This is a genomic window from Mycobacterium sp. Dal123C01 (assembly GCF_052566995.1).
Genome location: NZ_CP199580.1, coordinates 1,497,709 through 1,519,705, shown reverse-complemented (window position 1 = coordinate 1,519,705; position 21,997 = coordinate 1,497,709). Strand labels below are relative to the sequence as shown.

The window sequence follows — 21,997 nt, the reverse complement described above, 5'->3', positions numbered from 1 at the left end:
ATGTTCTGATGCGTTGCTCACAGTGGGTTCCAACGAGCAGTCCCGTCTTCGCGGAAGGCGGCGAACGAGTTGGCCAGATCTCCTGTGCCCGTGCACATCACCTGAGTTCGGTTCTCGAGGTCGAGCGCGTGACGCAGGCTCGGCGAGTCGATGGTCTGCCACATGGTTTCCTTGGTCATCCAGACTGCCAAGGGCGAATTGCGCGCGATCTCACGGGCTTTGGCAATCGCGGTATCGAGCACGCTCGCCGCGTCGACGACCTCGAGGACCAACCCGATGGCGACCGCTTCGGCCGCGTCAAAAACCCGTCCGGTGAGCATCAGTTCGGCGGCCCGCGACGCTCCGACCAGGCGCGGCAGGTAGTAGCTGGTGCCCATGTCGCATGCCGACACCCCGTGCCGAATGAACACCGCGCCGAACGTGGCTGATTCAGCGGCATAGCGGATGTCGCAGGCCAACGCCAGCGCGAAGCCACCGCCCAGGGCAAATCCGTTGACCGCGGCGATGACCGGCACCCGCAGCCGGTGGATCTTCTCGAAGGCAGAGGCCATGAGTTCCTGCGCGGCCATCGTGATGGCGACGGTCGAGGTGGCCGCCGATCGCAGCTCGGCCCACGGCACACCCTCGCTATCGGAGAGATCGTCGGGCTGCGACTTCAAGTCGGCGCCAGCGCAAAACGAAACACCCGTGCCCGTCACCACGATCGCTCGCAGCGTGGGATCGCCGTTCAGTGCGTCCAGCAGGCGATGCATGTCGACAAGGGTCTGTGAGTCCAGCGCGTTCCTGCGGTGGGCACGATTGATCGTCATCACGGCGATCGCACCGTCGTCGAGGCGCTTGATCTCGATCGCCGGATCGTTCACGCGCTCGCCCCGGGCGTGTCCTCAGCCAACTTCGCGATCGCCGCGGCAGACACCATGGGGTTGTCGTACTCGCGCCACAACGAGATCCGGCCGTCGCGGAACTCGAACACGCCGAGGTAGTCGTTCTGGTAGACGACGGGCTTGGCCCGCCCCAGCGCGTCGCCCCGATACCGCGCCACCAACATGTTCGGGTCGACAAGGTCGTAGATGTCGGTAACAGTCATGTCGAACTTGCAGAACATGACGAACATCGACGCGAGCAGGTCACGGATGCCGTCCCGGCCGGAATCCGGAACCGCATCCTCGTAAGGCAATTCGAAGCGGGCATCGTCGTGGAGTTCGCCGATGACCGCGTCGAGATCGAGCGCGTTGATGCCGTCCATCGCCCGTCGAAGTGTTTGCTTATTGGCCTCGCGCGTTGCGCTGTCTGTGTCGGTCATCATTGCCCTTCCTACCGGGCTACCATTCCGCCGTCGGCGATGATGGTCTGCCCGGTGATGAAACTTCCTGCGTCGGAAAGCAATAGCAGTGCCGGCGGCACCATCTCGACGGGGTCGGCGATCCGCTTCAGCAGCGCGGCGGCCTTCATCACCTCGAGAAACTCCGGTGGATTGGCCCGCGCCATGTCGGTATCGACCGATCCGGGCGCCAAGGCATTGACCCGGATCCCCTGCGACGCGAACTCCGCGGCCATCGACCGCGTGAAGGACACCATCGCGGCCTTGGCCGCCGAATACATCGACACCGCAGGCGAATAGATGAAAGCGCCGGCAGACACCACGTTGAGGATCGACGCGTGCTCGCTCTTGCGCAGGTGCGGAAGCGCCGCCTGGACCAGGAACACCGGACCCTGCAGGTTGACGGAGAAGGACTTCGACCAGGCTTCGGGAGTGAACTCACCCAGCGGCAGTGAGAGGGCATTGGCGGCGTTGTTGACCACCATGTCGATCCCGCCGAACTCCGCGACGGTGGCGTCGACCAGACGATCGATGGCGTCCAGGTCACCCAGATGCGTGGGGACGCCGACGGCTTGCCCGCCGCCCAGCGCCTGCAGCTTCTCCGCCGCCGTGACGCACGCATCGGCCTTGCGACTGGCGACGACCACGTTGGCCCCGCACTCGACCAACCCCTCGGCGATGGCCAGCCCGATGCCGCGCGTGCCGCCCGTAACTATGGCGCTGCGGCCGGTGAGGTCGAAGAGCGCGTGCAGCGAATTCTTGGTCAAGATTGAGCAGCCCTCCTCCGCAGCGCCATTACCTTACACAATGTAAGGAAACTAAACGATTGTCACTCGTCAGCGGTGATCCCGTAGGTGATCAATGACCGTAGATGGACGATCAGTTCGGCATCTCCGAGGGCCTTGTTCACCGAAGTGTGCAGCGTGACGGCACCGCGCACCGTGTCCATCAGCGCACTCCCGTCGACCTCGGACCTGACCAGACCTTCGGCCTTTCCGCGTTCGATGAGCCGGACCCACCGTGCCCGGATCGGTGCGATGTAGCGCGCCTCGACCTGTTCGACCAAGTCGGGCCGGCTATAGAGCACGGTCGCGACGCCCGGCATGCCCGCCAAGTACGCAGGATCCGACTGGACGCGGACCATGCCGGTGATCAGGCTGGTCAGCGCCTCGGCAAAAGGGAGATCGTCGATCGATGGAAGTTCGCCGGGTGCGGAAAAGATGGCGTCCTCAACCAGTGCGAACTTGCTGCCCCAGTGTTCGTAGACAAAGGGCCGCGACACCCCGGCATGACGCGCGACGCCGGCCAGAGTTATTTCGTCGTAGCCGTTGGCGATTAGGAGCTCGCGAGTGGCGGCGATGACGGCCGCGCGGCGCTGCATGTCGCGCGGGCGCCCACGCGTGGCGTCTTCAGCAGTCCCGCCGCTCTCGCGCTGTGCGGCCGGCGTCATCGTCGAACCATACCCATCGAGGCAGGTGTGCCGACGCACTTCACTGGTTCGCTACAGGGGCCAGCGCATGACGGCTGCTCAGACAACGAGCTGGTAGTGGCGAGTTTGGTTGCCCCCGCACCGTTTTGCTTCATACATAGCGTTGTCGGCGTCGGCAACCAACCGGCGAAATGTGTGTTCGGCATGGTCCGAGACGACGCTCCGCAACGCCATGGTGGCGATTCCGACGCTCGCGGTCACCGGGGCGTTGATCGCGGCCACGGCATCACAGAGTTGTCGGCCCCACCCGGGCTTCTGTTCTGCTGTCACGATGTCGGCGATCAAAAATTCCTCGCCGCCGACCCGACCGACGACGGTGGTGTCGCTGCAGGCGGCGTTCAGGGCGCCGGCTACCGCGACGAGCGCTTGATCGCCGGCGGCATGCCCGTGTGTGTCGTTGAGCTTTTTGAACTGGTCTAGATCAACCATGGCCACCATCAAAAACATATGGTTGGTGCCGACGAGCATCCGCCCCACGATGGCCCGACTGCAGGCCCGCCGATTCAGCAGGCCGGTCAGCGGGTCGCGGTTGGCGCGCAAGAGATCGAGCCAGAGTGAGCGCACGACGATCTGAATGGCTAGCGGCACGATCACGTTGAGTTCCAGGACCATGAAGTAGCCGCTGAAGGCCAGGACCGCTTGCCCCGCAACAGCCAGACGCGCCGCTTGCCAGGCCGCAATTGTGCTGGCTAGCCAGAAGTTCAGCGCCATGTATTTGGCGGTGTGGAAGAACGCGAGGTAGCCGCCGGGAATCGACAGGGACGCGCATGCCATCAGCCCAACAAGCGGTTGCGGTTCCCATAAGCAGCCGACGCCGATAATTGCACTGCCGGTCAGAATGAAGACGAGAGACTGGTGCCGAGTGGGCCAGCCGCGCAACCAGAGCATCGCCATGCCCACCCCGACCACAGCGGCCACGACGGAATACGTCAGCGCCAAAGGCCGATACACGTGGGCAGGACCCAGCCACACGTTGGCGGGCACCAGCACCAACGAGGCCGCCACCACAGCCATAATGCGGCGGGTGTTTGAACTCAGCCCGTGGGCTTGCAAATAGCCTGTCAGCCAATCGAAATGGTCAGCCTGCCCCCACCACGCCGCCAGCCACTTCATCGGTTGCCCTCCCACACTCACCGGCCCACGAACCTCAGCGCGTGCGGCCACTGAGTGAGTTGGATCACATTAAATCCGATCGCCGGTCCGAAATACCTCGAACCGACGAGAAAAGCCCGGGCCTCACATCTGATCGATAACAATCGCCCAGGCTGCGGCTAGTAGCGGAGCGCAAAGATAGAGCATGAACACAGCCATCGACCACCACGAGCATGAGACAAAATCACCCGACGGTCGGCGTCGACAAATCCGGATAGCGCAGCTGCTATTTGCCGGGGCCGCAACCATCGCGACGCTTGCGCTGTTCAATGTTGTGCAGCCCGATGGCGCCGAGAGCGTTGCCACATCCGGATCGGTGCACCTGGTAGACCAGGCCAGTTACGGTGGATTCGCCGCAGACGACCCATCGAATCCGGGTTGGAATCCCCCACCGGAGCCGCAGCAATCCCAACCGGATCCGGGCTGGAATGCCGACCCGGGTTGGGATTTTCAGCCTTCCCCGGAGAACTGACCCGCTAAATACACCGCGGGCCCAGCCACGCTTCCTGGGCAGGGTGCGCGGTCAAAGGGCTTGCGCCGCCCGGGCGATCGTCTCCCACACATCGAGGTCTTCGATGAGGTTGTGAGCGCCGACCTGCACCTGGGGGCCGTAGCGGAAGATCAATCCGGTCGCCCCGGACTCCGACCACAGCTTCAGCCGTTCGGCGATCCGTGCGTGTGAACCGATAAGGAACGACTGGTCGACGTACTCGTCCGGCACGCTGGCCAGTGCCTCCTGATAGCGATCGGCGGCGACGAGCTCGGACACCCGGTCGCAAAGGCCGGCGAAGCCGAGCGCCTCGGTCTGAAACCGCATCTGCGGCGCCCAATGCACCACGTATGGCCGGAACAGCTCGATCCCTGCCCGGACGTCGTCGCTGACCACCAGGTCGACGATCGCCCAGATGTCGAAGTCCTCCCGCCGCTTACCCTCGCCGGCCCGCGCGAAGCCGGCCGCAAGGTGGGGCTCGTAGGCGGGCATCATGCCGGGCGCGAAGCCCCACGGGAACCAGCCATCCGCGCGCTCGGCAGTCAGCGAGATCATCTGGGGCCCAACCGCGGCGAGCACGATCGGCGGGTCCGCAGGCCCCCGCTCCAGGGCGCTCACCCACGGATGAACCTCTAGGGCGTCCTCGCCGGCGTACGGGATGCTGATCTCCGAGCTCTGGCACTGGACCGCGGCACCGAGGCGGGCCCGGGTTTGCTCGGCGAACAGCTCGGTCGTTTCAATCGGGTTGCCCTGGGCGTCGTAGGAGCCGGCGGTGCGGAACACCTGTCGCAGCACATCGACATAGTCCCGCATCCGGCGGACCGGTTTGCCCCACCCCCGGCCGTGCCAGCCCTCGGAAGAACTGGGGAAACCACCGCCAACCCCAGCGATGACGCGACCCCCGCCGGCCATCGCGTCGATCGTCATCAGCGCCTGAGCCAGCACGGTCGGTGGGCGTGCAGTCAACGTCGCGATGTGGGTGCCCAGGCTCATCCGCTCGGTCATCGCCGCGAGATAGCCGAGCGGCGTGAGCGCGTCATTGCCGACACCCTCGGCGGTGAACACTGCGTCGAACCCCAATTGCTCGCAGCGCGTGATTCGTTCAACCGGGATGGTGAAGCGCCGGTCCTGCCAGGGGACCTCGGTCGCGATCTTCATCCTGCGTCTCCTCAACTGATTACGCACTCCCGCTACGCCACGATTCCATCGCCCGACCGGCGCGGTACATCGGTCAAACGGTGGACGGCACGCGCGCCGTTTGGATGAGTCGGGATCGCCTCGTCGGCTTCGCGGCATCGCCGGGCACCCCCGCGTAGGTTGATCTCAAGGGCCCAAATACAGTCCCCCAGCGGGCCGAACCGGGAGCGCGGAACCCATGGACCAAGGACTGACATGCACGCTCTTGGACGTGATCACCGAGTTCCGCACCGCGTCCTCGGCCCAGGCACTGGTGCAGCAGGCCCCCGAGGCGATCGCCCAGCTCGGGTTCGACCGGGTACTGCTCTCCCGCATCGACCAGGATGTCTGGCTGCCCGAGTCGATGTTCGTCCACCGGGACCCACAGTGGGCAGCCGCGATCCTTGAGGCCGGCCGAGCTGAACCGACCACACTGGACGCGGTGGTCGAGACCGATGTGGCGAAGACGGGGTGCAGTTTGGTCGTTGACGAGGTGCAGACCCATCCCCGAGTGTGCCGGCCGATCGCCGCGGCCTCTCGAGCAGACAACTACGGCGTCGTGCCCATCGTGGTCGAGAAGACGGTCATCGGCATGGTCCACGTCGACTGTTATCTCCAGCAGCGTTCGGTGCGCCGCACGCAGTGCGACCTGCTGGCACTGGCCGTCGAGACCCTGGCCGCGCATCTAAGCCGGCTGCTGCTGCTCGATCAGCTCCAGGCGATCCGTCAGGCCCCCGGGCGGCTGTGGTCCACACCGATCCCCGCGTCCACTCCCCCGCCGCCGCGGCCGGACCCGTCATTGGAGCTGACTGAGCGTGAGCTCGACGTGGTACGGCTGATGGCCGCCGGTGAGACCAACTACCGGATCTCCCGGCTGCTCGACATCGCCGAAAGCACCGCGAAGACGCACGTGTCGAACATCCTGCGCAAGCTCGACGCGTCGAACCGCGCCCAGGCGGTGTCACGCTGGCTCACGAGATGAGAGCCTCGACGCCTACCTGCGGTTGACGAAGGCTTGACTTAAAGCGCTTCAAGTTCGGCAGAGTGGTGTCATGAGCACCAAGCTGACTGACGAACTCGCCGACCTGACCATTCAGCAGGTGTCGAGGCGCACCGGGCTGGCGGAGTCGGCGCTGCGCTACTACGAGCGCATCGGGCTGATCGAACCCGTTCCGCGTGACCAGAGCAGCGGTCACCGCCGGTATCCGTCGGCCCTCGTCGCCGCAATCGAAGCGCTGAGCTGTCTGCGCGGAACCGGGATGTCGGTAGCCGACATGCGCGCCTACGTCGCGAACATGCAGCGCGGGCATGGCGGCGAAGCCGAGCAGAAGGACCTCTTCGCCCGGCATGCCGAACGGCTGAGGGACGAGATCGCCCGGCTGAAGCTGCGCGAGCAATATGTGGCGACCAAAGCTGAGCTGTGGGCTGCAAAGGAACGCGGCGACGCAGCCGCCGAGGAGCGAATTATCCCCAAGGTGCAACAACTCTCCGCTCGACTCCTCGCCGAAGAAGCTGGGCTACAGAATGACTGACACCGGCGCACCCGTCCTCGTTACCGGCGGATCGGGATTCCTTGCCGCACATATCATTCTGCGGCTTCTTGCCGACGGCCAGCACGTCCGGACCACTGTCCGCTCGCTTGACCGCGAACCGGAAGTCCGCTCCATCCTCGCGCGGGCGGGTGTCGACACCGGGCAATTAGCCTTCGTGGCAGCCGATCTCACCTCTGACGCCGGATGGCGAGAGGCCGTTTCTGGTTGCCAATACGTGCTGCACGTGGCCTCGCCGTTTCCGCCACAGCAGCCGAAGGACGAAAACGACCTGATCGTCCCCGCCAGGGAAGGCGCCTTGCGAGTCCTGCGGGCGGCCGAACATGCCGGGGTGCGGCGCGTGGTCATGACTTCCTCGTTCGCCGCGATCGGATACAGCCCTAAACGGTCTGGGCTGCCCTACGACGAGACCGACTGGACCGACCCCACCGGCAATCAGAGCCCGTACGTCAAGTCGAAGACGATTGCCGAGCGCGCTGCATGGGAGTTCGCCGCCCACACGGACGGGCTGGAACTGGCGGTTGTGAACCCGGTCGGAATCTTCGGGCCGACGCTCGGCTCAGACCTGGCCAGTTCGGTCGGACTCATCGCCGCACTGCTGGACGGCAAGCCGCCGTTCCTGCCGCGGGCCTCGTTCGCTGTCGTCGACGTGCGCGACGTGGCCGACCTGCATCTTCGGGCAATGGTGCGGCCGCAGGCCGCAGGCCGGCGGTTCCTCGCGTCGGCCGGTCAGCCGTTGTCGCTGCCCGAAATAGCGGCGATCCTGCGCTCGCGGATTGGCGATGCCGGCAGCCGGATACCGAGGCGCGACGTGCCCGACTGGCTGGTGCGTGCCGCGGCCCGGTTCATGCCTGCGCTCGGTACCTTCACCGATCTGCTGGGCCCGCCAAAGTTGATGTCGACCGACACCGCGACCAAATTGCTTGGCTGGCAACCACATTCGGCCGCCGACACGATCGCCGCGACAGCCGAAAGCTTGCTCGAATTGGAGCTGAACCACAATTGACCGTGCAGGCAGCCCCCCATCACCCGACAACCACTCGAGCTTTGGTTGTTTGATTTACGTCAGAATCAGGTCTGCGGCTTTCTCGGCGATCATGACTACTGGCGCGTTGGTGTTGCCGCGGATCGTGGCTGGCATGACTGACGCGTCGATGACGCGGAGCCCTTGGATGCCGCGAAGGTGCAAATCGGGATCGACTACTGAGTCGATGGCGCTGCCCATGCCGCAGGTTCCAGTGGGGTGGTACATCGTTTGAGTGTGTTCGCGCACGATACTGAGCAGCGCTGCCCGGTCCGGCTGATTGGTGTCGGGCATGTACGGCCCACTAATGAAGTCCATCAGCGGTTTGCGATGCGCAATGTCGATGGCGACCTCCATTGCGTCCAGCATGGCGTCTAGGTCGTTGCGTTCTGTGTAGAAGCGCGGGTCGATTAACGGGTGGGCGGCGGGATCGGCGCTAGCAAGTCGTACTGAGCCGCGGCTGGCCGGATCGACGAGGGTTACGAGTGCCGTTGTGCACGGCTTGTCGGTATATCCCGTCCCGTCATCCCAGTACGAGGTAGCCCCGGCATAGACCTGGACGTTGGGCAGTTCACCGGTGCCCGAGGTCGAGAAGAACATCCCGGCCTCGCTCACGATGGACGTCAGCGGACCGCGCCGCTCGAGCGCCCACTGGTTGGCGGCGTGGTCGGTGGCCACGATATCGCGAAAGTCGGGCGCGCCTGCGGTCGTCCAGACCAGCGCGGTGGCCGGGTGATCCTGCAGCCCCACACCGACATTGACCGCGTCGAGAACTACCGAGATACCCATCTCACGCAGATGATCGGCGGGGCCGATACCAGAAAGCATCAGTAATTGCGGAGAGGCGATCGCCCCCGCACACAGCAGCACCTCGCGCTCGGCGTGCACGATCTGCTCACCGGACTCGTCACGGTAGACGACACCGGTGGCGACCTCATTGTCGATAACGATGCGACTGACCGCGCTGCGCGTGCGCACGGTCAGGTTGCGGCGATCCAGGACCGGATGCAGGTAGGCATCAGCGACCGACCAGCGCAGCCCGTCGCGTTGGGTCACCTGGTAGATGCCCGCCCCCGATTGCTGGGGTCCGCAAAAATCATCATTGGCGGGCATACCCGCTGAGACAGCGGACTCGACCCACAACGTGCACAGCTCGTGCATCCACCGCGGATCTTGTACGTGCAACGGGCCGTCGGTTCCATGCAAGGCGCCGGCGAGGCGGGAGTTGGCCTCCGACCGAACGAAGTAGGGCAACGCGTCGTCGAAACCCCAACCTTCCGCGCCGTAGAGCTGAAGCCAGCGGTCGTAGTCAGCGCGATTGCCCCGCGTGTAGATCATCGCGTTCAGCGACGACGACCCGCCAAGCGTGCGACCTCGGGGCACCCGCACGAAACGCCCGGTGAACTCCTGTGGAACGGACGTGTACGCCCAGTCATGCTCTGAGCCGAACATCGAATGCACCGCCGCCGGAACATGAATCTCGGGCGCGTCATCAGGTCCACCAGCCTCCAGTAACAAAACCCGAACATCATCGGCCGTTGTCAGACGATTCGCCAGCACACACCCAGCACTGCCAGCGCCGATCACGATGTAATCGAAGGACTCCACTCCGTCTCCTGCTCCCGTCTCATATCGGCTGGCAGCCATGAGCGCTTTACGCTCGATACTCGCCGCGAAATGCGGAGTCATCGCTGCTGCCCTCGGCCGTCGCGCCATGGAGGTTGATCGAGCGCATGTCTCGGATTGCGTCGTGCCCCTATTCCGGCCAGCTGCAGTTGCGGATGTCCTCGACGTAATCGTTGCGGACGAACGAATCGTCGAAGTGTTGCAGCACATCGGCATTGACCGTCCCGAATGTGGTACGCGGCCGGTGCTTTGTGCCATCGGCGAACGCCCGCAAGATACGGTTCTTGTAATCGGGGCGAGGATGAGCAGCGGTGACCGCCTGAATCGCCTCGGTGGACAGATCTTCACGGCCGATGCCCAGGTTGTCAGTCTCGACACCCGCTGTGACAAGCGCGATTTCGGGCTCCAGGAACTCCGGTACGCCAGGCGTTGTATGCAGCGCAATGGAAAGCCACACCTTACGCGCCGCGGCTTCGTCAACGCCACGCTCCACCAGGAAATCGCGCGCGGCGTCGGCGCCGTCGACCTCGAACCGCAGCATCGACCTCCGGTAGCCCTCGGTAAGCCCGATGTCGTGGAACATCGCACCCGCATACAGCAATTCGGGGTCAGGCTGCAGACCACGCCGATGACCTTGCAGTGTGCCCCAGAGGAACACCCGGCGGGAGTGGTTGAACAGAAGCTCGTCCTCAGTGTCGCGGATGTACTCGGTGATTTCACGCACGAGCGGGGTGTCGGGGATAACCACGCCGGCGATGCGCTCAGTGAATGTGTCGGTCATGTGATCCTTTCGGTCAGATGAAGTCCATGCAACCCCGGTATCGGCGCATCCCGAGGTGTCGGATGCGCCATGTTTCCCACAGAAACTGCCATCACCGCCCGCTGCTTGCGTCGTGAGCCGCTCATTGATGTCGGCCGAGATGCGGGATCCCGATTCGCGGCCGCGAACAGCAGCAGGACCGTGGTACCCCCCCGAACGTCGACACCGTGGCTACGTCGCATACGGCGGGCGATTCTCTGCCGACGAGGAAGCGTCGACCTTGCACCACGACGTCACCATGTCGATGATGGCGGAACTGTTGGCGTAACCGCAGTTTCGGTACGCCAGCGTCGAGGGCGACCTGTTGACTCTCTCGGCGACGTCGACCGACGACACTGGCGTGACGACGCACAGAAGCCTGCTGTGGCGACGGGCGACAGGAGCCGGACTCGATCCCGTCACGGACATGTTCACCGAGCGCCACCCCTTCACGCGGATCCGCACCCGGATCATCGAGGCCAATCCGGAGCTGCTGGAGCGCGAACTGATCAAGCTGCAGAACCTCGCCGCAGCGGTCAAGGCCGCACTAGTGGAACGAGGCGTACCAGCGAACGCGGCGATGCTCGCCGCCCAGGCGAGCGTGACCGTTTTCCAGCTGGCATTCGCTCAATGGGTGCAACAGAATGATCCGTCCGCGTTGCGCCGACTCCTCGACGAGTCGGTCCAGGAACTGCGAGCGGTGGCGGCCAACTAGTTCATTGCATTCACGAACAGCCGTCGCGCGGGCCGAGCAGGTGGACGGATTTGCCGATGGTGCGTTGACGGCGAACTGCAGCCTTCCGTGCCTCGCGGGCTTGCTGTTGCTCATCCAGAAATTGCTCGCAAGCGTCGATCTCGTCCCAGGCCTGCGCCATCAAAGTGATCATCGCCGGGCGTCAGCGCGTTCTTGCGACGCGGCGGGTTGTTCATTGTGAGCACGACGACGTCGCCGTCACGCTCCACGTTCAATTGCGATTCGTCGGGTTGCGATGCGTCGGCCACGTTAGCTCCTCCACCTTCCGGTCGACACCCATAACCAGGACGGCATCGACTTTCACTACGTATCAAGGTTTACGGGAAGGGACGGGGACTGTGACGGCATCGACAACAGCGCTCCACGTGGGTGCGATCGGCGTGTTACGGCGGTTCCGGCGGCAGCGATGCATAGGCCGGCAACGAGGAGGCATCCGATCGTGTACCAGAGGCTGCCGGTGGGATCGCCGTTTGGTGTGGCGCCGTTGACGGCCCTGAAGTACGCCGGTAGCGACATCGCCCACAGAATGCTCATGACCGCGAGGTAGGCGGTGGCGTAGCCGAGGATGGCTGGGTTGGAATAGCGCACAGCCTCTGAGTCGTCGTCGCGGCGCGACCGGCGCCATTGGTTGATCAGGACCACGGTGGCGATGACGGCGAGCACGGCCAGTTCAGCGCTATAGATGATCCCGACCACGATCGTGCTATGCGATAGCGCACCCGCAATCGTGGCGGGCAGCGGTAGCACCGCAGTGCCGATGGACGCCAGGACACCGATAGCGATGGTGCGCCACAGCAGCTGTAACCCGGAAAATGTTTTGCCGTCCTCGACTTGACGGCCGACGAAAAGTTGGACGAAAAACGCCAGCGACATCGGCCACAGCGCGGCGAACACCACAACACTTGGGAGGGGCACCGAATCGAAGAACGGCTTGTTCATCGGATTGTCCAGAGTCCATTCCCACCAACGCAGTTGCGGCCCAAGTTGGTCGAAGATCTCGTAGAACACATGGTGGACAAAGCCGACGCAGACCGCGCCGACCAGTACGCCATAGTGCCGGAAAACCCCGAGCATACGGACGATCTCGTAGGCCACAGTTGCCATCATCGGGTAGACCGCGACGATGTAGAGGGGCAGCCGGCCCCACAGGAAGTCGACGGTGAATACGTTGTGGGCAAACATTGTGTCGACGTGGCTGCTGATCCCGAAGTCTGCTGGGAAGTACAGGGGCGGTTCGATGATGAGTAGATAGGCGATCGCTCCGAACCACAGCACCAGGTTTGTCGGATCGTGGTGACGACGCAGCCGCACGATGGCATAGACCAGCGCGAGTGCCGCTCCGGCGATCACCGTGACTTCCAGCACTGGCAGAGTCCAGTTCTGCAACCCAAATGGATTGCGGAACTCGACGAGACCACCCGCGGTCTGACACGAAAAGCCAAGTCTTGCAGCAAGGTCGACGAAGGTCGGTGCGCATGGGTCGGACATAGCAATCCTCACGCGTTCTGTGTGTCGGCTGCGGTATACCAGTGAGTGACGTCGTAGCCAGCGTCATAACGCCGGAACCATTCTTCGGCTAAGACGGGTAGTTTCTCGTGTGCGGGGTTGTGACCGGGAATCTGGCTGCGCACGATGCCGGACATGGCGACGAGCTGCTTGCGCAGCGGCAGATGCTTGAAAGCGTTTTCGAGCGGGCCGTCATCCGGCGCATCGAAGAACGGCAGCCTCTGCACCAGCGCCCTCCTCCAGCGTTGCATGCCGAACATCGACAGGGTGTCGATGTTGCGCTCCTCGACCGGTACGTGCTTGTTGAACCCTTCGCAGGCTATCCGTAGGACCGACCAGACATGTTTGAAGATCGACGGCGCCACCCGCATTCGATACCACGGGTCATCGATGACCGAGTTGTAGATGATTAACGCCGAGCTCCGGTGCTCGACTTCCTCGACGAAGTGCCACAAAAACAGTGACGCCACCCGATCGTCCCCGCGAGCGAACAGCGTGTCGTCATGATCGAGCATCAACTTGAACGCCGGCGTGAACGTCGCCTCAAGATCAGCGGTGTACGCGAGCCGGTATTCCAACGGCGTGTTGGCAGTCAGATCGTCGAACGCCGCAATCACCTCATCGAGGGTCTCCTTGAGCGCCGGATAGCTTCTGATCAATCCCTTCGCATGTTGGCGGTGAGCCATCGAATGCTGACCCTCTTGCCGGACAAACGCTTGCGCTTCCTCTGCCACTTCCGGATCGGTGATCAATGGAAGGGCCTGGGGAATCATCTGGCCGATCATCTTCTCGAACGCGATCGCCAGAAACGAGACCGCGTTGGCCATGCTGGAAAAAGCAGGGTTTTGCTCGTTCCACAGGAAAGGAACGTCGTGGTCGGCGAACGCGAACCGCATCTTGCGCACGATGAGATCCGTCATCAGATGCTCCTCACTTGTCTCCTGCGCGCCGCCCTCGGCGGCAGCTGGCACAGTTATCATACATTTAATGGCTTGTATGTATGATTACCCGAATGGCAGGCTCTCGTCAATGGCGTAGGCACGCCGCCGTTTCTGTAGCGGTTATGCGGAGCCGATATCCTGCGGGAATGTTGTTCCTTGGGGTTGTCGACCGTGGCGCGTAGGCGCGGCTGGGACGGGCATCCACCGGTCAACGATGAGGAAGCCTCTCAGCGCATTGTGGCCACGGCGGTCAAGTTGATCGCCGAAACCGGCTCCGATGTCAGCCTCGCCGAGGTCGCCGAGTCCTTGGGGGTCATCCGGCAGACGGTGTACCGGTACTTTCCGACCGCCGAAGCTCTGATGCACGCAGCGGCGGTGGCCTCAGTCGACGGCTTTCTCGATCGACTCACCGAAGCCGTCCGCGGTATTGGCGATCCGGCCGAGGCGATGACAGAAGGCGTGTTGTACGCACTCGAACAAGTAACGCGCACACCGCATTTGGGTATCTTACTGTCAGAACAGTACCGCAACTCCCATACGCCAAGCCTGGCATCCGATGAAGCCCAGACTTTTGGGATGCGGATGATTACCCGCTTCGACGTCGACTGGGTGCGGTACGGCTACGACCAGGCGGCGCTGCGCGAACTCGTGGAATTCACCCTACGCACGATGCTCTCGTTCTTCGTGGCCCCCAACGACCCCAATCGGAGCCGAGAAGAACTGCGGCGGTTCATCAAACGGTGGCTGGGGGGGGCTATCTTGGCCCAGCAGCATGGCGCCGCCGTTTCTGTCGCCGACGAGCACTAGCGGCCGGCTGTTGGCAGTTTCGAACGGTACCGCCGAACTGGCTGGCGCTGAACACGAACCGCGCACGAGAAACTTCGCGTCACACCTTGCCCTTGAAGAGCTCACCGACGACGAGCTGCGTGTAATACCAGGCAGTCTTACCAATCGTCGGCGGGTCGATGGTACTGAAGATGGCATCAGCGAGACCGAAGGGCATCATGCCTGGAATCGGCCCCCGCGCGTACTCCAGCATGAACGCCGCGTTTGGCACGGCGTAACCCTTTGCTCGGCCTCCCGCCAAATACGCCACATCCCCAGGCCCGTACACGCTGCGCTCGAATTGACCCTCCTCGTAGCACCACACCTCGCCGTCGATGATGAAGTCCCACACCTCGCTGGCGTAGCGGCCTGAGTGACCTTCGGTGCCGATCGGGGTGCCGAAAAAGATTAGGTATTCCGACAGTGACGCGTGCAAAAGCTTCATCTGCCCCATGGCGCCGCCAGCATTGTTGAACACCCAGGGGATGTCATCACGGACGTGACCGCGATACTCGCCTTTCAGCTCGGCGATGATCTGCGCAAAAGCCGCGTCTTTAGTGTCCAGACCTGTCGCGTTCTTTGCGATCGCGTGCAGGGTCTCGGAATCAAATATCGCTCCCATGAATAGCGAGGCTATCGCATCATACATATGATGTCCATAATGTATGATAGGTCCCTGCGGGTTGATAGCTCGGTCGGGCCCGCCTCGCATTGCGGGTTTCGCGCCGCATCCCGGGACACGATCGGCTGGGATAAACTGCCCGCGTTGCTATGAAGCGGAAAGCTGATGTCGAAGGGCGCCGCCGCATTTTGTGTGATGCCGCGATCCAACTTCTTGCCGACGAAGGTGCCAAGGGGCTCACGCACCGCAAGGTGGAGCAGCGCGCAGGGCTGCCCGACGGCACGACGTCATCGTACTTTCGGACCCGTTCGGCGTTGCTCCGCGCAACCGCTGAGCGCGTGGCCGAACTGGACGCCGTCGATTTCGAAGCCGTCATGCTGCGGTGCGCTCTGCCAGACGGCGGAACGAGCGCCACAACTTTGTCGGTACTCGCCGAGATGGTGATTCGTTCGGCGACCGGCCCCGGCCTGGATCGGTCGCGGGCGCGCTACGAACTGGCGTTGCATGCCCACCGAGATGAAGTGCTGCAGGGCGCCATTCAGGATGCGATTGCGGGTTTCGTAGCGCTGAGCGAACAGGCGGTCACGCAGCTGCAGCCCGGTCCTGTCGATCGCGCTCTCGTGGAGAAGCAGGCCCGCGCGATCACAACCTTCATCAACGGCGTGATCGTCCGGCAGGTGTTTGGACATCCGGGCGTCGACAGCGCCGAGGAACTCACTCAGTTGCTGCACGCGCTGGTCGCCGGAGTCGCCGCTTCCCATCACGTACACAACGGCCAGTTCTAACCGATCGGCTCCGACCTGCGCACATAGATTTTTCTACAAACGTAGGATTTTTTCCCTACATTTGTAGAAATCGTGTTACCGTCTGGGCCCATGGGTCACCGATACGCGCTGAGGGCGTCGACGACTCCAGCGCGGGTGCGCACGAATCACGAGCCCGCGCAAGCGATGGCCGTGTCGGTGATGTGCACGCCTGCGGCACCAACTCAGGGGGTAGCTAGGCATCGGCCGCTTCGGCCTCGACACACCTAGGCCGGAAAGGAAGGGTCTATGCGTTTCGTCCTCGTGCACGGTGGCTTTCACGCTGCATGGTGCTGGCAGCGGACCATCCCCGAACTGAACCGCCTCGGGCACGACGCGGTGGCCGTCGACATTCCCGGCCACGGCACGCGCCTTCACGAGGAATCCACGATTGCCAACCGACGCGACGCCATCGTTGGCGCTCTACGAGCAGGAGATGTCCTGGTCGGCCACTCCGGAGGTGGTTTCGACATCACCTTGGCCGCAGATGCAGCCAGTGACCTCGTCGCCCACATCATTTACTTGGCGGCCGCGCTGCCTCGTGAGGGTCGCACCTATCCCGAGGCGATGGCGATGCGCAACTCCGAGGACGGTTCGTTTGACGCCGACGTCGGAGAGATGTTCGGCCACTTGCATTTCGGCGACGACGGCGCCATGAGCTTCGCCACCTTCGAAGGCGCGTGGAAATACTTCTACCACGACTGCGACGAGCAAACCGCACGATGGGCGTTTGAGCGCTTGTGCCCGGAGCGGTTCGGCGACACGACGACCACGCCCGTATCGGTACCCCATTTCTGGGCAGCCGACCTGCCCCGCAGCTACATCCTGTGCCTGCAGGATCGCTCCAAGCCGCGGTGGCTCTCTGAGGTTGTGGTCAAGCGCCTCGGCGTCGAACCACTGACCATCGACTCCTCGCATTCACCGTTCCTGAGTCGGCCAGCTGAGCTTGCCGAACTGCTCGTCGCCGCGACGACCACCACACCGATAGGCCCACTAATCCCGCCGTAATCGCACTGGAAAGGAGTTCATTCTGCTGATCCACACGTATTTCGGCTATTTCGCGATTCCGGGTGCGACGATGCCGCTGCCTCCCTCAGATGGGCCACAACAATGATCGCCCGCGATGCGGCTCGGCGGGTGTTCGCCGTCGGCTGTTGTGTGGTGTTGACGGCGACGGGATGCGAATTCCACGGCCTGAATTCACTACCGTTGCCAGGTGCGGTTGGACGCGGGCCGGGGGCCAACATCTACCACGTGGAGCTGCCCAATGTCGGGACGATGGAGTCGAATTCGCCGGTGATGATCGACGACGTCGTCGTCGGCAGTGTCGGTGCGATGCGGGTGCAAGGCTGGCACGCCGACGTCGAGATCTCGGTCAAGCGCGATGTCGCCGTCCCGGCCAACGTGATAGCCAGCGTCGGTCAGACCAGCCTGCTGGGGACGATGCACGTGGAACTCAATACTCCGCTGGGCCAGTCGGGAAACGGACGGTTGGCACCGGGCGCGACCATCCCGCTGAGCCGGTCGTCGGCCTACCCCTCGACAGAGCAGACGCTGTCGTCGCTGGGCGCGGTCGTCAACGGCGGGGGACTGGGACAGATCGGGGAGGTCATCCACAATTTCTCCGCCGCCCTGTCCGGGCACGAGGGCGCCTTCCGTGATCTGATTACTCGCCTCGACACATTCGTGGGAACACTGGACGAACAACGGGACAACATCGTCGAGTCTATTCAGGCGCTGAACCGGCTTGCCGGCACCTTCGCCGACCAACGCGACGTTCTCACCGACGCGCTGCGCAAAATACCGCCCGCACTCGATGTGCTGATCAAGGAACGCCCGCGCCTGACGACCGCCCTGGACCACCTTCGCGTGTTCAGCAACACCGCCACCCGGCTGGTCAACGACAGCCAGGCCGACCTGGTCAAGAATCTGCAAAACCTGGAGCCGACCATCCGCGCGCTCGCCGACGTCGGACCGGAGTTCGGCACGGCGATCGCGGCGGGGTTCGTATTCCCGTTCAACCAGAACTTCATCGACCGAGCGCTCCGAGGCGACTACTTCAACATCACTGCCGAGCTTGACCTGACGATTCCACGGCTCAAGAAGGGACTGATGTTGGGCACCCACTGGGGGCAGCCGGGGATGCCCATACCACCCGAGCCCGGGGACCCGTATCGCTTGAAGTACACCCTCGATCCGCTGCATGACCCCGTCAGGCCACCGTGGGTCGATCCCAACGCGCTTCCCCTGCCCGGACCTCCGCCGGGTGTGCCCCTGGGACCGGGGCCGGGGAACGGTGCCCCGCTTCCTGGGCCTCCGCCGGCGGCGATGCCTGACGCGAGTCTGGGTCAAGCCCCGCCGGCAACGGCACCGATGGGAGGTGGCGGATAGATGCTGTTCACCTGCGATTTCTCGCCGGTGGTTATCGCGGTGGCGGAGGGATTGAACCATATGCAGCTAGCTGTTCGGCGGCACAAAATGCCTTCTAGCTGCGTGAAAATTTCACGCTAGTTCACCGGAGTTAACTGTTACTAAGGCTGGAAGGTCTCATTGCCAGTGCAGTTGGATTTCATCACGCTGATGGCAGTTTGGAATCATCGCGTGGCGCGCTCGTTGAGTTCGAGCAGGGGCTCGCGCACGCCGGCGGGCATCTGCTCGATCCACTGCTGTTCGGCGCCGGGCAAGGGCAGGGTGCGGCCGAATTCGACCATGTCGGTGTTGGCCAGCGGATTGATGTAGGCCCACGTTAGTGACGGGTCGATGTGCAAGATATCGACGAGGAGTTCAGAGATCCTGATCAAGATGCGCTCTCTGACCCCTTCGTCACGTCCATCCCGGATATGCCCATACACCCATACACTTTGCGGTGCGGGCTCAGCGCCGATGTAGTGGCTGGTCGCGTCGAGGTCTTGAAAGATGCACTGTACGAACGCCGGTGGGGCTCCCGTGCATTCACTGTGGATCAGCGTGATTCCCGCAGCGATGCGCTGCCTCTGTCCGGCGCTGATCTGGCCGCTTCCGGCTAAACAAACATATGTCGGCACAACTACGCGACCCTTCCCGTCGATGAGTTAGTCTCCTCGGGAAAATTTCTGCGATTCCCCATGTGCTGTTTGCTATTTCGCGTATTGGGCTTCACCATTGCCGAAGGACCAGTTCTCTTTGCTGACTTCGACTAGGTTGATGAATACATCTTCTCGGCGCATATCTAGGCGCTTGTGCAGTCCGTCCGCGATAGCCTTGTAAAAGGCCGATTTTTGGTCCACGGTTCGGCCGCCCAGGAGTGTCAACTGGATGAACACACAGTCCTTCGATCGATGGATGCCCAGGTAGTCGGGGTCAAAGATGAAGTTCTGCGCTGGATGTTCGGTGATGACCTGAAAGCGGTCTCCTTCAGGTACTTTCAGAATCTCGACCATGGCGTCGTACACGACTTCTCCGATGGCTTGTCGATACTCGGCCGATTGGCCTTGGGTGAGGTCGATTCGGGCGAGTGGCATGATGGATGTCCTTATCTCATTGGACCGCGTCAAGGCTGAAATCAGCTCTTGGGAGTGATCTTGCCCGCGAAAGTTTGGGTGACAATCTTGCCGTTCTGCACGATGAAGGTGTCGGTGCCGATTTCGAAGACGTTGTCTGCCGACTCGGCTTTCCACACGATGTAGGCGGTATCGCCGTCCACCTCCTGCTGGAGCAAATCGAAGGACATCCCTGGCTTCTCAAATTCCTCAAACAACGTGCCGAAGAATTGGCGAATAGCGTCGGAGCCGTGCAGCACGCCACCTTGACTGAAGAACGTCGCCTCGTCGGCGTAGTCGGCCATGGTGACTGCGAGGTCGCGCTTCCCGAAGAATTCGAGGTGGTGGGCAAGCACTTGCTGCGTCGTCGCGGTATCACCCTGTGTCACTTGCCGATTCATGTCGCTCCCGCTGTGTTAGTCGTGTCCATTGCCAGGATTCTTTCAGTGATCATGCGAGGAACTGCTGTCCACCGTCGATGTCATACGTTGCACCGGTGAGCGCGGTGTTGCTCATGATGTGGACCGCGAGCGCAGCGACATCAGACGGAAGCACCACGCGGCCGATGGGTAGCGTCGCCCGTAGCTCCTGGCGGCGTTCCTCGAGCTGGTCTCCAAGCAGTGATGCCGACAACGGTGTGTCCACGAACCCGGCGGCGATGAGGTTGACCCGAATCGGCGCGAGTTCGAGGGCCAGGGCTGCGGTGAACGGTGGCAGCGCGGCGGTGGCAGCCGAGACGATCCCCAGGCCGTGGTCGATACGCCGGCCGCCGGTGCCGCCGATGAGAAGCAGTGTCCCGCCTGGGCGCATCTTGCTCGCGCCGTGCCGGGCAACCTCAAGTGCCAGCACCAGGTGGTCGGTGGCCGCATCGCGCACTTGGGCTGTATCCATTTCCAACAGCGGTCCGTAATGTGGGCCGCCGCCGCTGACCAGCACATGGTCGATCGGTGCGGTCAATTCAGCGAAGAAGCGTTGCAGCGCAGCCGTATCTTTGGCATCAAAGGCTGCGATGCGCTGCGCACCAATCTCCTCGCCCGCTTGCGTGAGTCGCTCGACATTGCGGCCGGTAATGATGACGTCGGCCCCCTCCGCCCGAGCACGACGCGCGGTTTCCAGGCCGATGCCCGCGCTGCCACCGATCACGACAACGGTCTGTCCGAGCAGCTCCGGTTCACGCTGAGCCGCAACAGAAGTGGTCCGGCTGGTCATGCTTCCTCGTTTCGTCGACGGGGGTCGATCTCTCCGCGTTTACGCCAACTGGTCAGGTCAAAGTCACCGTCAAGCGGCCGAGGCCCTCTAGTTCGGAGGTCACTTCGTCGCCGCCCTTGAGCCAGGCGCGTTGTTCCCGCGGTTCTTTTTGGCCGAAGATGACACCTTGCGGGGTGCCGGTGAAGATGACGTCGCCTGGACTGAGCGGAAAGATTCCCGAGGCAAAGCTGATCAGCTGTGCGCAATTAAAGATCATGTCGCTGGTGTTCCAGTCCTGGCGCTGTTCCCCGTTGACGTGAGTCCGCAGTCGCAGGCTGTTGGGGTCCGGGACTCGGTCCGCGGTCACCAGCCAGGGCCCGATAGGCGCAAACCCATCGGAGGTCTTGCCGATCATGAACTGCGTTGTCGCTGTTTGTAGGTCACGGGCGCTGAAGTCGTTGCCGGTCGCATAGCCGGCGACATAGGCCAGGGCTTGATCCGCGGTGACGTTGCGGGCCTCGCGGCCCATCACGATCACTAGCTCGGTCTCGTAGTCGAACTGATAGGCCACCCGTGTCGGTAGCGCGATGGTGCCGCCGTGGTGGTTCAAGGAGTTGTTGTACTTGTTGAACAACGGAGGCACCGTGGGGATCGGTGTCCCGGTCTCTTCAGCGTGCTCGCGGTAATTGAAACCGACACACACAATCTTTTGCGGCCGTGTGACTAACGGCGCGAAGCGAAGCTGCGCCGGATCGACAAGCACCGCCTCAGCGGCTCGGCTATCCAGCGATGCGGTGTCGACTGCATCTAGCACTGCGCGCACCTCATCAGCGCGGCCATGTTGTAGCAGGTCGTCCATGTCCTGCGGGGCGGACATGCCATGAATCTTCGCCGCGCTCGGCACCACAACGACGCCGCGCGGTGTTTCGACTCCCAACGAGATGGTGCCAGGTTCCAGCTCGAGGTTCGCCAACCTGGCACCCAACGAGGCCACCCCAGCGAACCGACCTGCAGCCGCACTCATGACCGACTGCACAGGTAAACGTGGTTCCAGTAGCACACTGCCAACGAAAGTGGTTGGTGCACTTGCCAACTCCTAGATCCCGTTGTGATCCGGCCACGCGCGGGTGACACCTCATTGAGCCACATGGCCGGCGGCGCGAAGCCGTGACTGAATGCCCTGCCGAGAACCGTACGCCACCTGACTTGGAAA

Annotated in this window: 27 protein-coding genes; 10 read left to right on the top strand and 17 right to left on the bottom strand. The window is 63.1% G+C overall.

Annotated elements, in window-relative coordinates; genetic code table 11:
* Positions 1-17: 17 nt before the first annotated feature.
* The 5 genes from ACTXG5_RS07245 to ACTXG5_RS07225 all read right to left on the bottom strand — a co-directional run bounded on the left by ACTXG5_RS07245 (position 18) and on the right by ACTXG5_RS07225 (position 3,923).
* Positions 18-863, bottom strand: coding sequence for an enoyl-CoA hydratase/isomerase family protein (locus tag ACTXG5_RS07245; RefSeq protein WP_445163035.1), 846 nt, complete (start codon positions 861-863; stop codon positions 18-20).
* A complete protein-coding gene (locus ACTXG5_RS07240; RefSeq protein WP_445163034.1) occupies positions 860-1,303 on the bottom strand; it encodes a nuclear transport factor 2 family protein in 444 nt (147 codons plus the stop codon). Before ACTXG5_RS07240 ends, ACTXG5_RS07245 begins: the two co-directional genes overlap by 4 nt.
* Positions 1,304-1,314: 11 nt before the next feature.
* Entirely contained in the window at positions 1,315-2,088 is a 774-nt protein-coding gene (locus tag ACTXG5_RS07235) for an SDR family NAD(P)-dependent oxidoreductase (protein WP_445163033.1), read from the bottom strand.
* Between the two features lie 62 nt (positions 2,089-2,150).
* A complete protein-coding gene (locus ACTXG5_RS07230) occupies positions 2,151-2,771 on the bottom strand; it encodes a TetR/AcrR family transcriptional regulator (protein ID WP_445163032.1) in 621 nt (206 codons plus the stop codon).
* Between the two features lie 78 nt (positions 2,772-2,849).
* On the bottom strand, positions 2,850-3,923 hold the full coding sequence (locus ACTXG5_RS07225; protein WP_445163031.1) for a diguanylate cyclase domain-containing protein: 1,074 nt from the start codon (positions 3,921-3,923) through the stop codon (positions 2,850-2,852).
* A gap of 184 nt (positions 3,924-4,107) precedes the next feature.
* On the opposite strand from ACTXG5_RS07225, the gene ACTXG5_RS07220 reads away from it, so the two are divergent.
* On the top strand, positions 4,108-4,434 hold the full coding sequence (locus ACTXG5_RS07220; RefSeq protein WP_445163030.1) for a hypothetical protein: 327 nt from the start codon (positions 4,108-4,110) through the stop codon (positions 4,432-4,434).
* A 51-nt stretch (positions 4,435-4,485) separates the two neighbouring features.
* On the opposite strand, the gene ACTXG5_RS07215 is transcribed toward ACTXG5_RS07220, so the two are convergent.
* Positions 4,486-5,610 carry an LLM class flavin-dependent oxidoreductase gene (locus tag ACTXG5_RS07215; RefSeq protein WP_445163029.1) on the bottom strand — a complete coding sequence of 375 codons (1,125 nt, stop codon included), beginning with the start codon at positions 5,608-5,610 and terminating at the stop codon, positions 4,486-4,488.
* A 250-nt stretch (positions 5,611-5,860) separates the two neighbouring features.
* Here ACTXG5_RS07215 and ACTXG5_RS07210 point away from each other — a divergent pair, with 250 nt between their 5' ends.
* From ACTXG5_RS07210 to ACTXG5_RS07200, 3 genes are all read left to right on the top strand, one after another.
* Positions 5,861-6,610 (top strand): response regulator transcription factor, encoded by a 750-nt coding sequence (locus tag ACTXG5_RS07210; RefSeq protein ID WP_445163028.1) that lies wholly within the window; start codon positions 5,861-5,863, stop codon positions 6,608-6,610.
* A gap of 70 nt (positions 6,611-6,680) precedes the next feature.
* A complete protein-coding gene (locus ACTXG5_RS07205) occupies positions 6,681-7,160 on the top strand; it encodes a MerR family transcriptional regulator (RefSeq protein ID WP_445163027.1) in 480 nt (159 codons plus the stop codon).
* Positions 7,153-8,184, top strand: coding sequence for an SDR family oxidoreductase (locus tag ACTXG5_RS07200; RefSeq protein WP_445163026.1), 1,032 nt, complete (start codon positions 7,153-7,155; stop codon positions 8,182-8,184). Before ACTXG5_RS07205 ends, ACTXG5_RS07200 begins: the two co-directional genes overlap by 8 nt.
* Positions 8,185-8,238: 54 nt before the next feature.
* Here the strand turns inward: ACTXG5_RS07200 and ACTXG5_RS07195 are convergent, their stop codons facing one another.
* The gene (locus ACTXG5_RS07195; RefSeq protein WP_445163025.1) at positions 8,239-9,810 is read right to left on the bottom strand and encodes a GMC family oxidoreductase; all 1,572 of its coding nucleotides are present in this window, start codon (positions 9,808-9,810) and stop codon (positions 8,239-8,241) included.
* Between the two features lie 148 nt (positions 9,811-9,958).
* Positions 9,959-10,609 carry an HD domain-containing protein gene (locus tag ACTXG5_RS07190; RefSeq protein ID WP_445163024.1) on the bottom strand — a complete coding sequence of 217 codons (651 nt, stop codon included), beginning with the start codon at positions 10,607-10,609 and terminating at the stop codon, positions 9,959-9,961.
* A gap of 112 nt (positions 10,610-10,721) precedes the next feature.
* Between ACTXG5_RS07190 and ACTXG5_RS07185 the strand changes: the two genes are divergently transcribed.
* Both ACTXG5_RS07185 and ACTXG5_RS07180 read left to right on the top strand, forming a co-directional pair.
* Positions 10,722-10,916 carry a hypothetical protein gene (locus ACTXG5_RS07185; protein WP_445163023.1) on the top strand — a complete coding sequence of 65 codons (195 nt, stop codon included), beginning with the start codon at positions 10,722-10,724 and terminating at the stop codon, positions 10,914-10,916.
* A 72-nt stretch (positions 10,917-10,988) separates the two neighbouring features.
* Positions 10,989-11,342: a hypothetical protein gene (locus ACTXG5_RS07180; protein ID WP_445163022.1), complete on the top strand. Its 354-nt coding sequence runs from the start codon at positions 10,989-10,991 to the stop codon at positions 11,340-11,342.
* Between the two features lie 110 nt (positions 11,343-11,452).
* Here ACTXG5_RS07180 and ACTXG5_RS07175 read toward each other — a convergent pair whose 3' ends face one another.
* The 3 genes from ACTXG5_RS07175 to ACTXG5_RS07165 are packed head-to-tail and all read right to left on the bottom strand — an operon-like array spanning position 11,453 to position 13,807.
* Positions 11,453-11,629 carry a hypothetical protein gene (locus ACTXG5_RS07175; RefSeq protein WP_445163021.1) on the bottom strand — a complete coding sequence of 59 codons (177 nt, stop codon included), beginning with the start codon at positions 11,627-11,629 and terminating at the stop codon, positions 11,453-11,455.
* Between the two features lie 55 nt (positions 11,630-11,684).
* Entirely contained in the window at positions 11,685-12,869 is a 1,185-nt protein-coding gene (locus ACTXG5_RS07170; protein WP_445163020.1) for a DUF7802 domain-containing protein, read from the bottom strand.
* An 8-nt stretch (positions 12,870-12,877) separates the two neighbouring features.
* On the bottom strand, positions 12,878-13,807 hold the full coding sequence (locus ACTXG5_RS07165; protein WP_445164298.1) for a metal-dependent hydrolase: 930 nt from the start codon (positions 13,805-13,807) through the stop codon (positions 12,878-12,880).
* 192 nt (positions 13,808-13,999) lie between these two features.
* Here ACTXG5_RS07165 and ACTXG5_RS07160 point away from each other — a divergent pair, with 192 nt between their 5' ends.
* Complete coding sequence (locus ACTXG5_RS07160; protein WP_445163019.1) at positions 14,000-14,635, top strand: TetR/AcrR family transcriptional regulator; 636 nt, start codon at positions 14,000-14,002, stop codon at positions 14,633-14,635.
* A 79-nt stretch (positions 14,636-14,714) separates the two neighbouring features.
* Here ACTXG5_RS07160 and ACTXG5_RS07155 read toward each other — a convergent pair whose 3' ends face one another.
* Positions 14,715-15,275 carry an ERG2 family protein gene (locus tag ACTXG5_RS07155; RefSeq protein WP_445163018.1) on the bottom strand — a complete coding sequence of 187 codons (561 nt, stop codon included), beginning with the start codon at positions 15,273-15,275 and terminating at the stop codon, positions 14,715-14,717.
* Positions 15,276-15,424: 149 nt separating this feature from the next.
* Here ACTXG5_RS07155 and ACTXG5_RS07150 point away from each other — a divergent pair, with 149 nt between their 5' ends.
* The 3 genes from ACTXG5_RS07150 (at position 15,425) to ACTXG5_RS07140 (ending at position 18,469) form a co-directional block, all read left to right on the top strand.
* Positions 15,425-16,060: a TetR/AcrR family transcriptional regulator gene (locus ACTXG5_RS07150; RefSeq protein ID WP_445163017.1), complete on the top strand. Its 636-nt coding sequence runs from the start codon at positions 15,425-15,427 to the stop codon at positions 16,058-16,060.
* Positions 16,061-16,327: 267 nt separating this feature from the next.
* Entirely contained in the window at positions 16,328-17,086 is a 759-nt protein-coding gene (locus tag ACTXG5_RS07145) for an alpha/beta fold hydrolase (protein WP_445163016.1), read from the top strand.
* Positions 17,087-17,188: 102 nt separating this feature from the next.
* Entirely contained in the window at positions 17,189-18,469 is a 1,281-nt protein-coding gene (locus ACTXG5_RS07140; RefSeq protein ID WP_445163015.1) for an MCE family protein, read from the top strand.
* 203 nt (positions 18,470-18,672) lie between these two features.
* Here ACTXG5_RS07140 and ACTXG5_RS07135 read toward each other — a convergent pair whose 3' ends face one another.
* From ACTXG5_RS07135 to ACTXG5_RS07115, 5 genes are all read right to left on the bottom strand, one after another.
* Positions 18,673-19,122: a tautomerase family protein gene (locus ACTXG5_RS07135; protein WP_445163014.1), complete on the bottom strand. Its 450-nt coding sequence runs from the start codon at positions 19,120-19,122 to the stop codon at positions 18,673-18,675.
* A 72-nt stretch (positions 19,123-19,194) separates the two neighbouring features.
* The gene (locus ACTXG5_RS07130) at positions 19,195-19,578 is read right to left on the bottom strand and encodes a tautomerase family protein (protein WP_445163013.1); all 384 of its coding nucleotides are present in this window, start codon (positions 19,576-19,578) and stop codon (positions 19,195-19,197) included.
* Between the two features lie 41 nt (positions 19,579-19,619).
* On the bottom strand, positions 19,620-19,985 hold the full coding sequence (locus ACTXG5_RS07125; protein WP_445163012.1) for a nuclear transport factor 2 family protein: 366 nt from the start codon (positions 19,983-19,985) through the stop codon (positions 19,620-19,622).
* A gap of 61 nt (positions 19,986-20,046) precedes the next feature.
* Entirely contained in the window at positions 20,047-20,805 is a 759-nt protein-coding gene (locus tag ACTXG5_RS07120; protein WP_445163011.1) for an SDR family oxidoreductase, read from the bottom strand.
* 52 nt (positions 20,806-20,857) lie between these two features.
* A complete protein-coding gene (locus tag ACTXG5_RS07115) occupies positions 20,858-21,808 on the bottom strand; it encodes a fumarylacetoacetate hydrolase family protein (protein ID WP_445163010.1) in 951 nt (316 codons plus the stop codon).
* Between the last annotated feature and the right edge of the window lie 189 nt (positions 21,809-21,997).

Coding starts and splice junctions, on each gene's coding strand:
- ACTXG5_RS07170 (WP_445163020.1), bottom strand. CDS start 12,869: ATGTCCGACCCATGCGCACCGACCTTCGTCGACCTTGCTGCAAGACTT.
- ACTXG5_RS07130 (WP_445163013.1), bottom strand. CDS start 19,578: ATGCCACTCGCCCGAATCGACCTCACCCAAGGCCAATCGGCCGAGTAT.
- ACTXG5_RS07155 (WP_445163018.1), bottom strand. CDS start 15,275: ATGGGAGCGATATTTGATTCCGAGACCCTGCACGCGATCGCAAAGAAC.
- ACTXG5_RS07240 (WP_445163034.1), bottom strand. CDS start 1,303: ATGACCGACACAGACAGCGCAACGCGCGAGGCCAATAAGCAAACACTT.
- ACTXG5_RS07165 (WP_445164298.1), bottom strand. CDS start 13,807: ATGACGGATCTCATCGTGCGCAAGATGCGGTTCGCGTTCGCCGACCAC.
- ACTXG5_RS07150 (WP_445163017.1), top strand. CDS start 15,425: ATGAAGCGGAAAGCTGATGTCGAAGGGCGCCGCCGCATTTTGTGTGAT.
- ACTXG5_RS07145 (WP_445163016.1), top strand. CDS start 16,328: ATGCGTTTCGTCCTCGTGCACGGTGGCTTTCACGCTGCATGGTGCTGG.
- ACTXG5_RS07225 (WP_445163031.1), bottom strand. CDS start 3,923: ATGAAGTGGCTGGCGGCGTGGTGGGGGCAGGCTGACCATTTCGATTGG.
- ACTXG5_RS07230 (WP_445163032.1), bottom strand. CDS start 2,771: ATGACGCCGGCCGCACAGCGCGAGAGCGGCGGGACTGCTGAAGACGCC.
- ACTXG5_RS07220 (WP_445163030.1), top strand. CDS start 4,108: ATGAACACAGCCATCGACCACCACGAGCATGAGACAAAATCACCCGAC.
- ACTXG5_RS07115 (WP_445163010.1), bottom strand. CDS start 21,808: ATGAGTGCGGCTGCAGGTCGGTTCGCTGGGGTGGCCTCGTTGGGTGCC.
- ACTXG5_RS07200 (WP_445163026.1), top strand. CDS start 7,153: ATGACTGACACCGGCGCACCCGTCCTCGTTACCGGCGGATCGGGATTC.
- ACTXG5_RS07190 (WP_445163024.1), bottom strand. CDS start 10,609: ATGACCGACACATTCACTGAGCGCATCGCCGGCGTGGTTATCCCCGAC.
- ACTXG5_RS07140 (WP_445163015.1), top strand. CDS start 17,189: ATGATCGCCCGCGATGCGGCTCGGCGGGTGTTCGCCGTCGGCTGTTGT.
- ACTXG5_RS07120 (WP_445163011.1), bottom strand. CDS start 20,805: ATGACCAGCCGGACCACTTCTGTTGCGGCTCAGCGTGAACCGGAGCTG.
- ACTXG5_RS07215 (WP_445163029.1), bottom strand. CDS start 5,610: ATGAAGATCGCGACCGAGGTCCCCTGGCAGGACCGGCGCTTCACCATC.
- ACTXG5_RS07205 (WP_445163027.1), top strand. CDS start 6,681: ATGAGCACCAAGCTGACTGACGAACTCGCCGACCTGACCATTCAGCAG.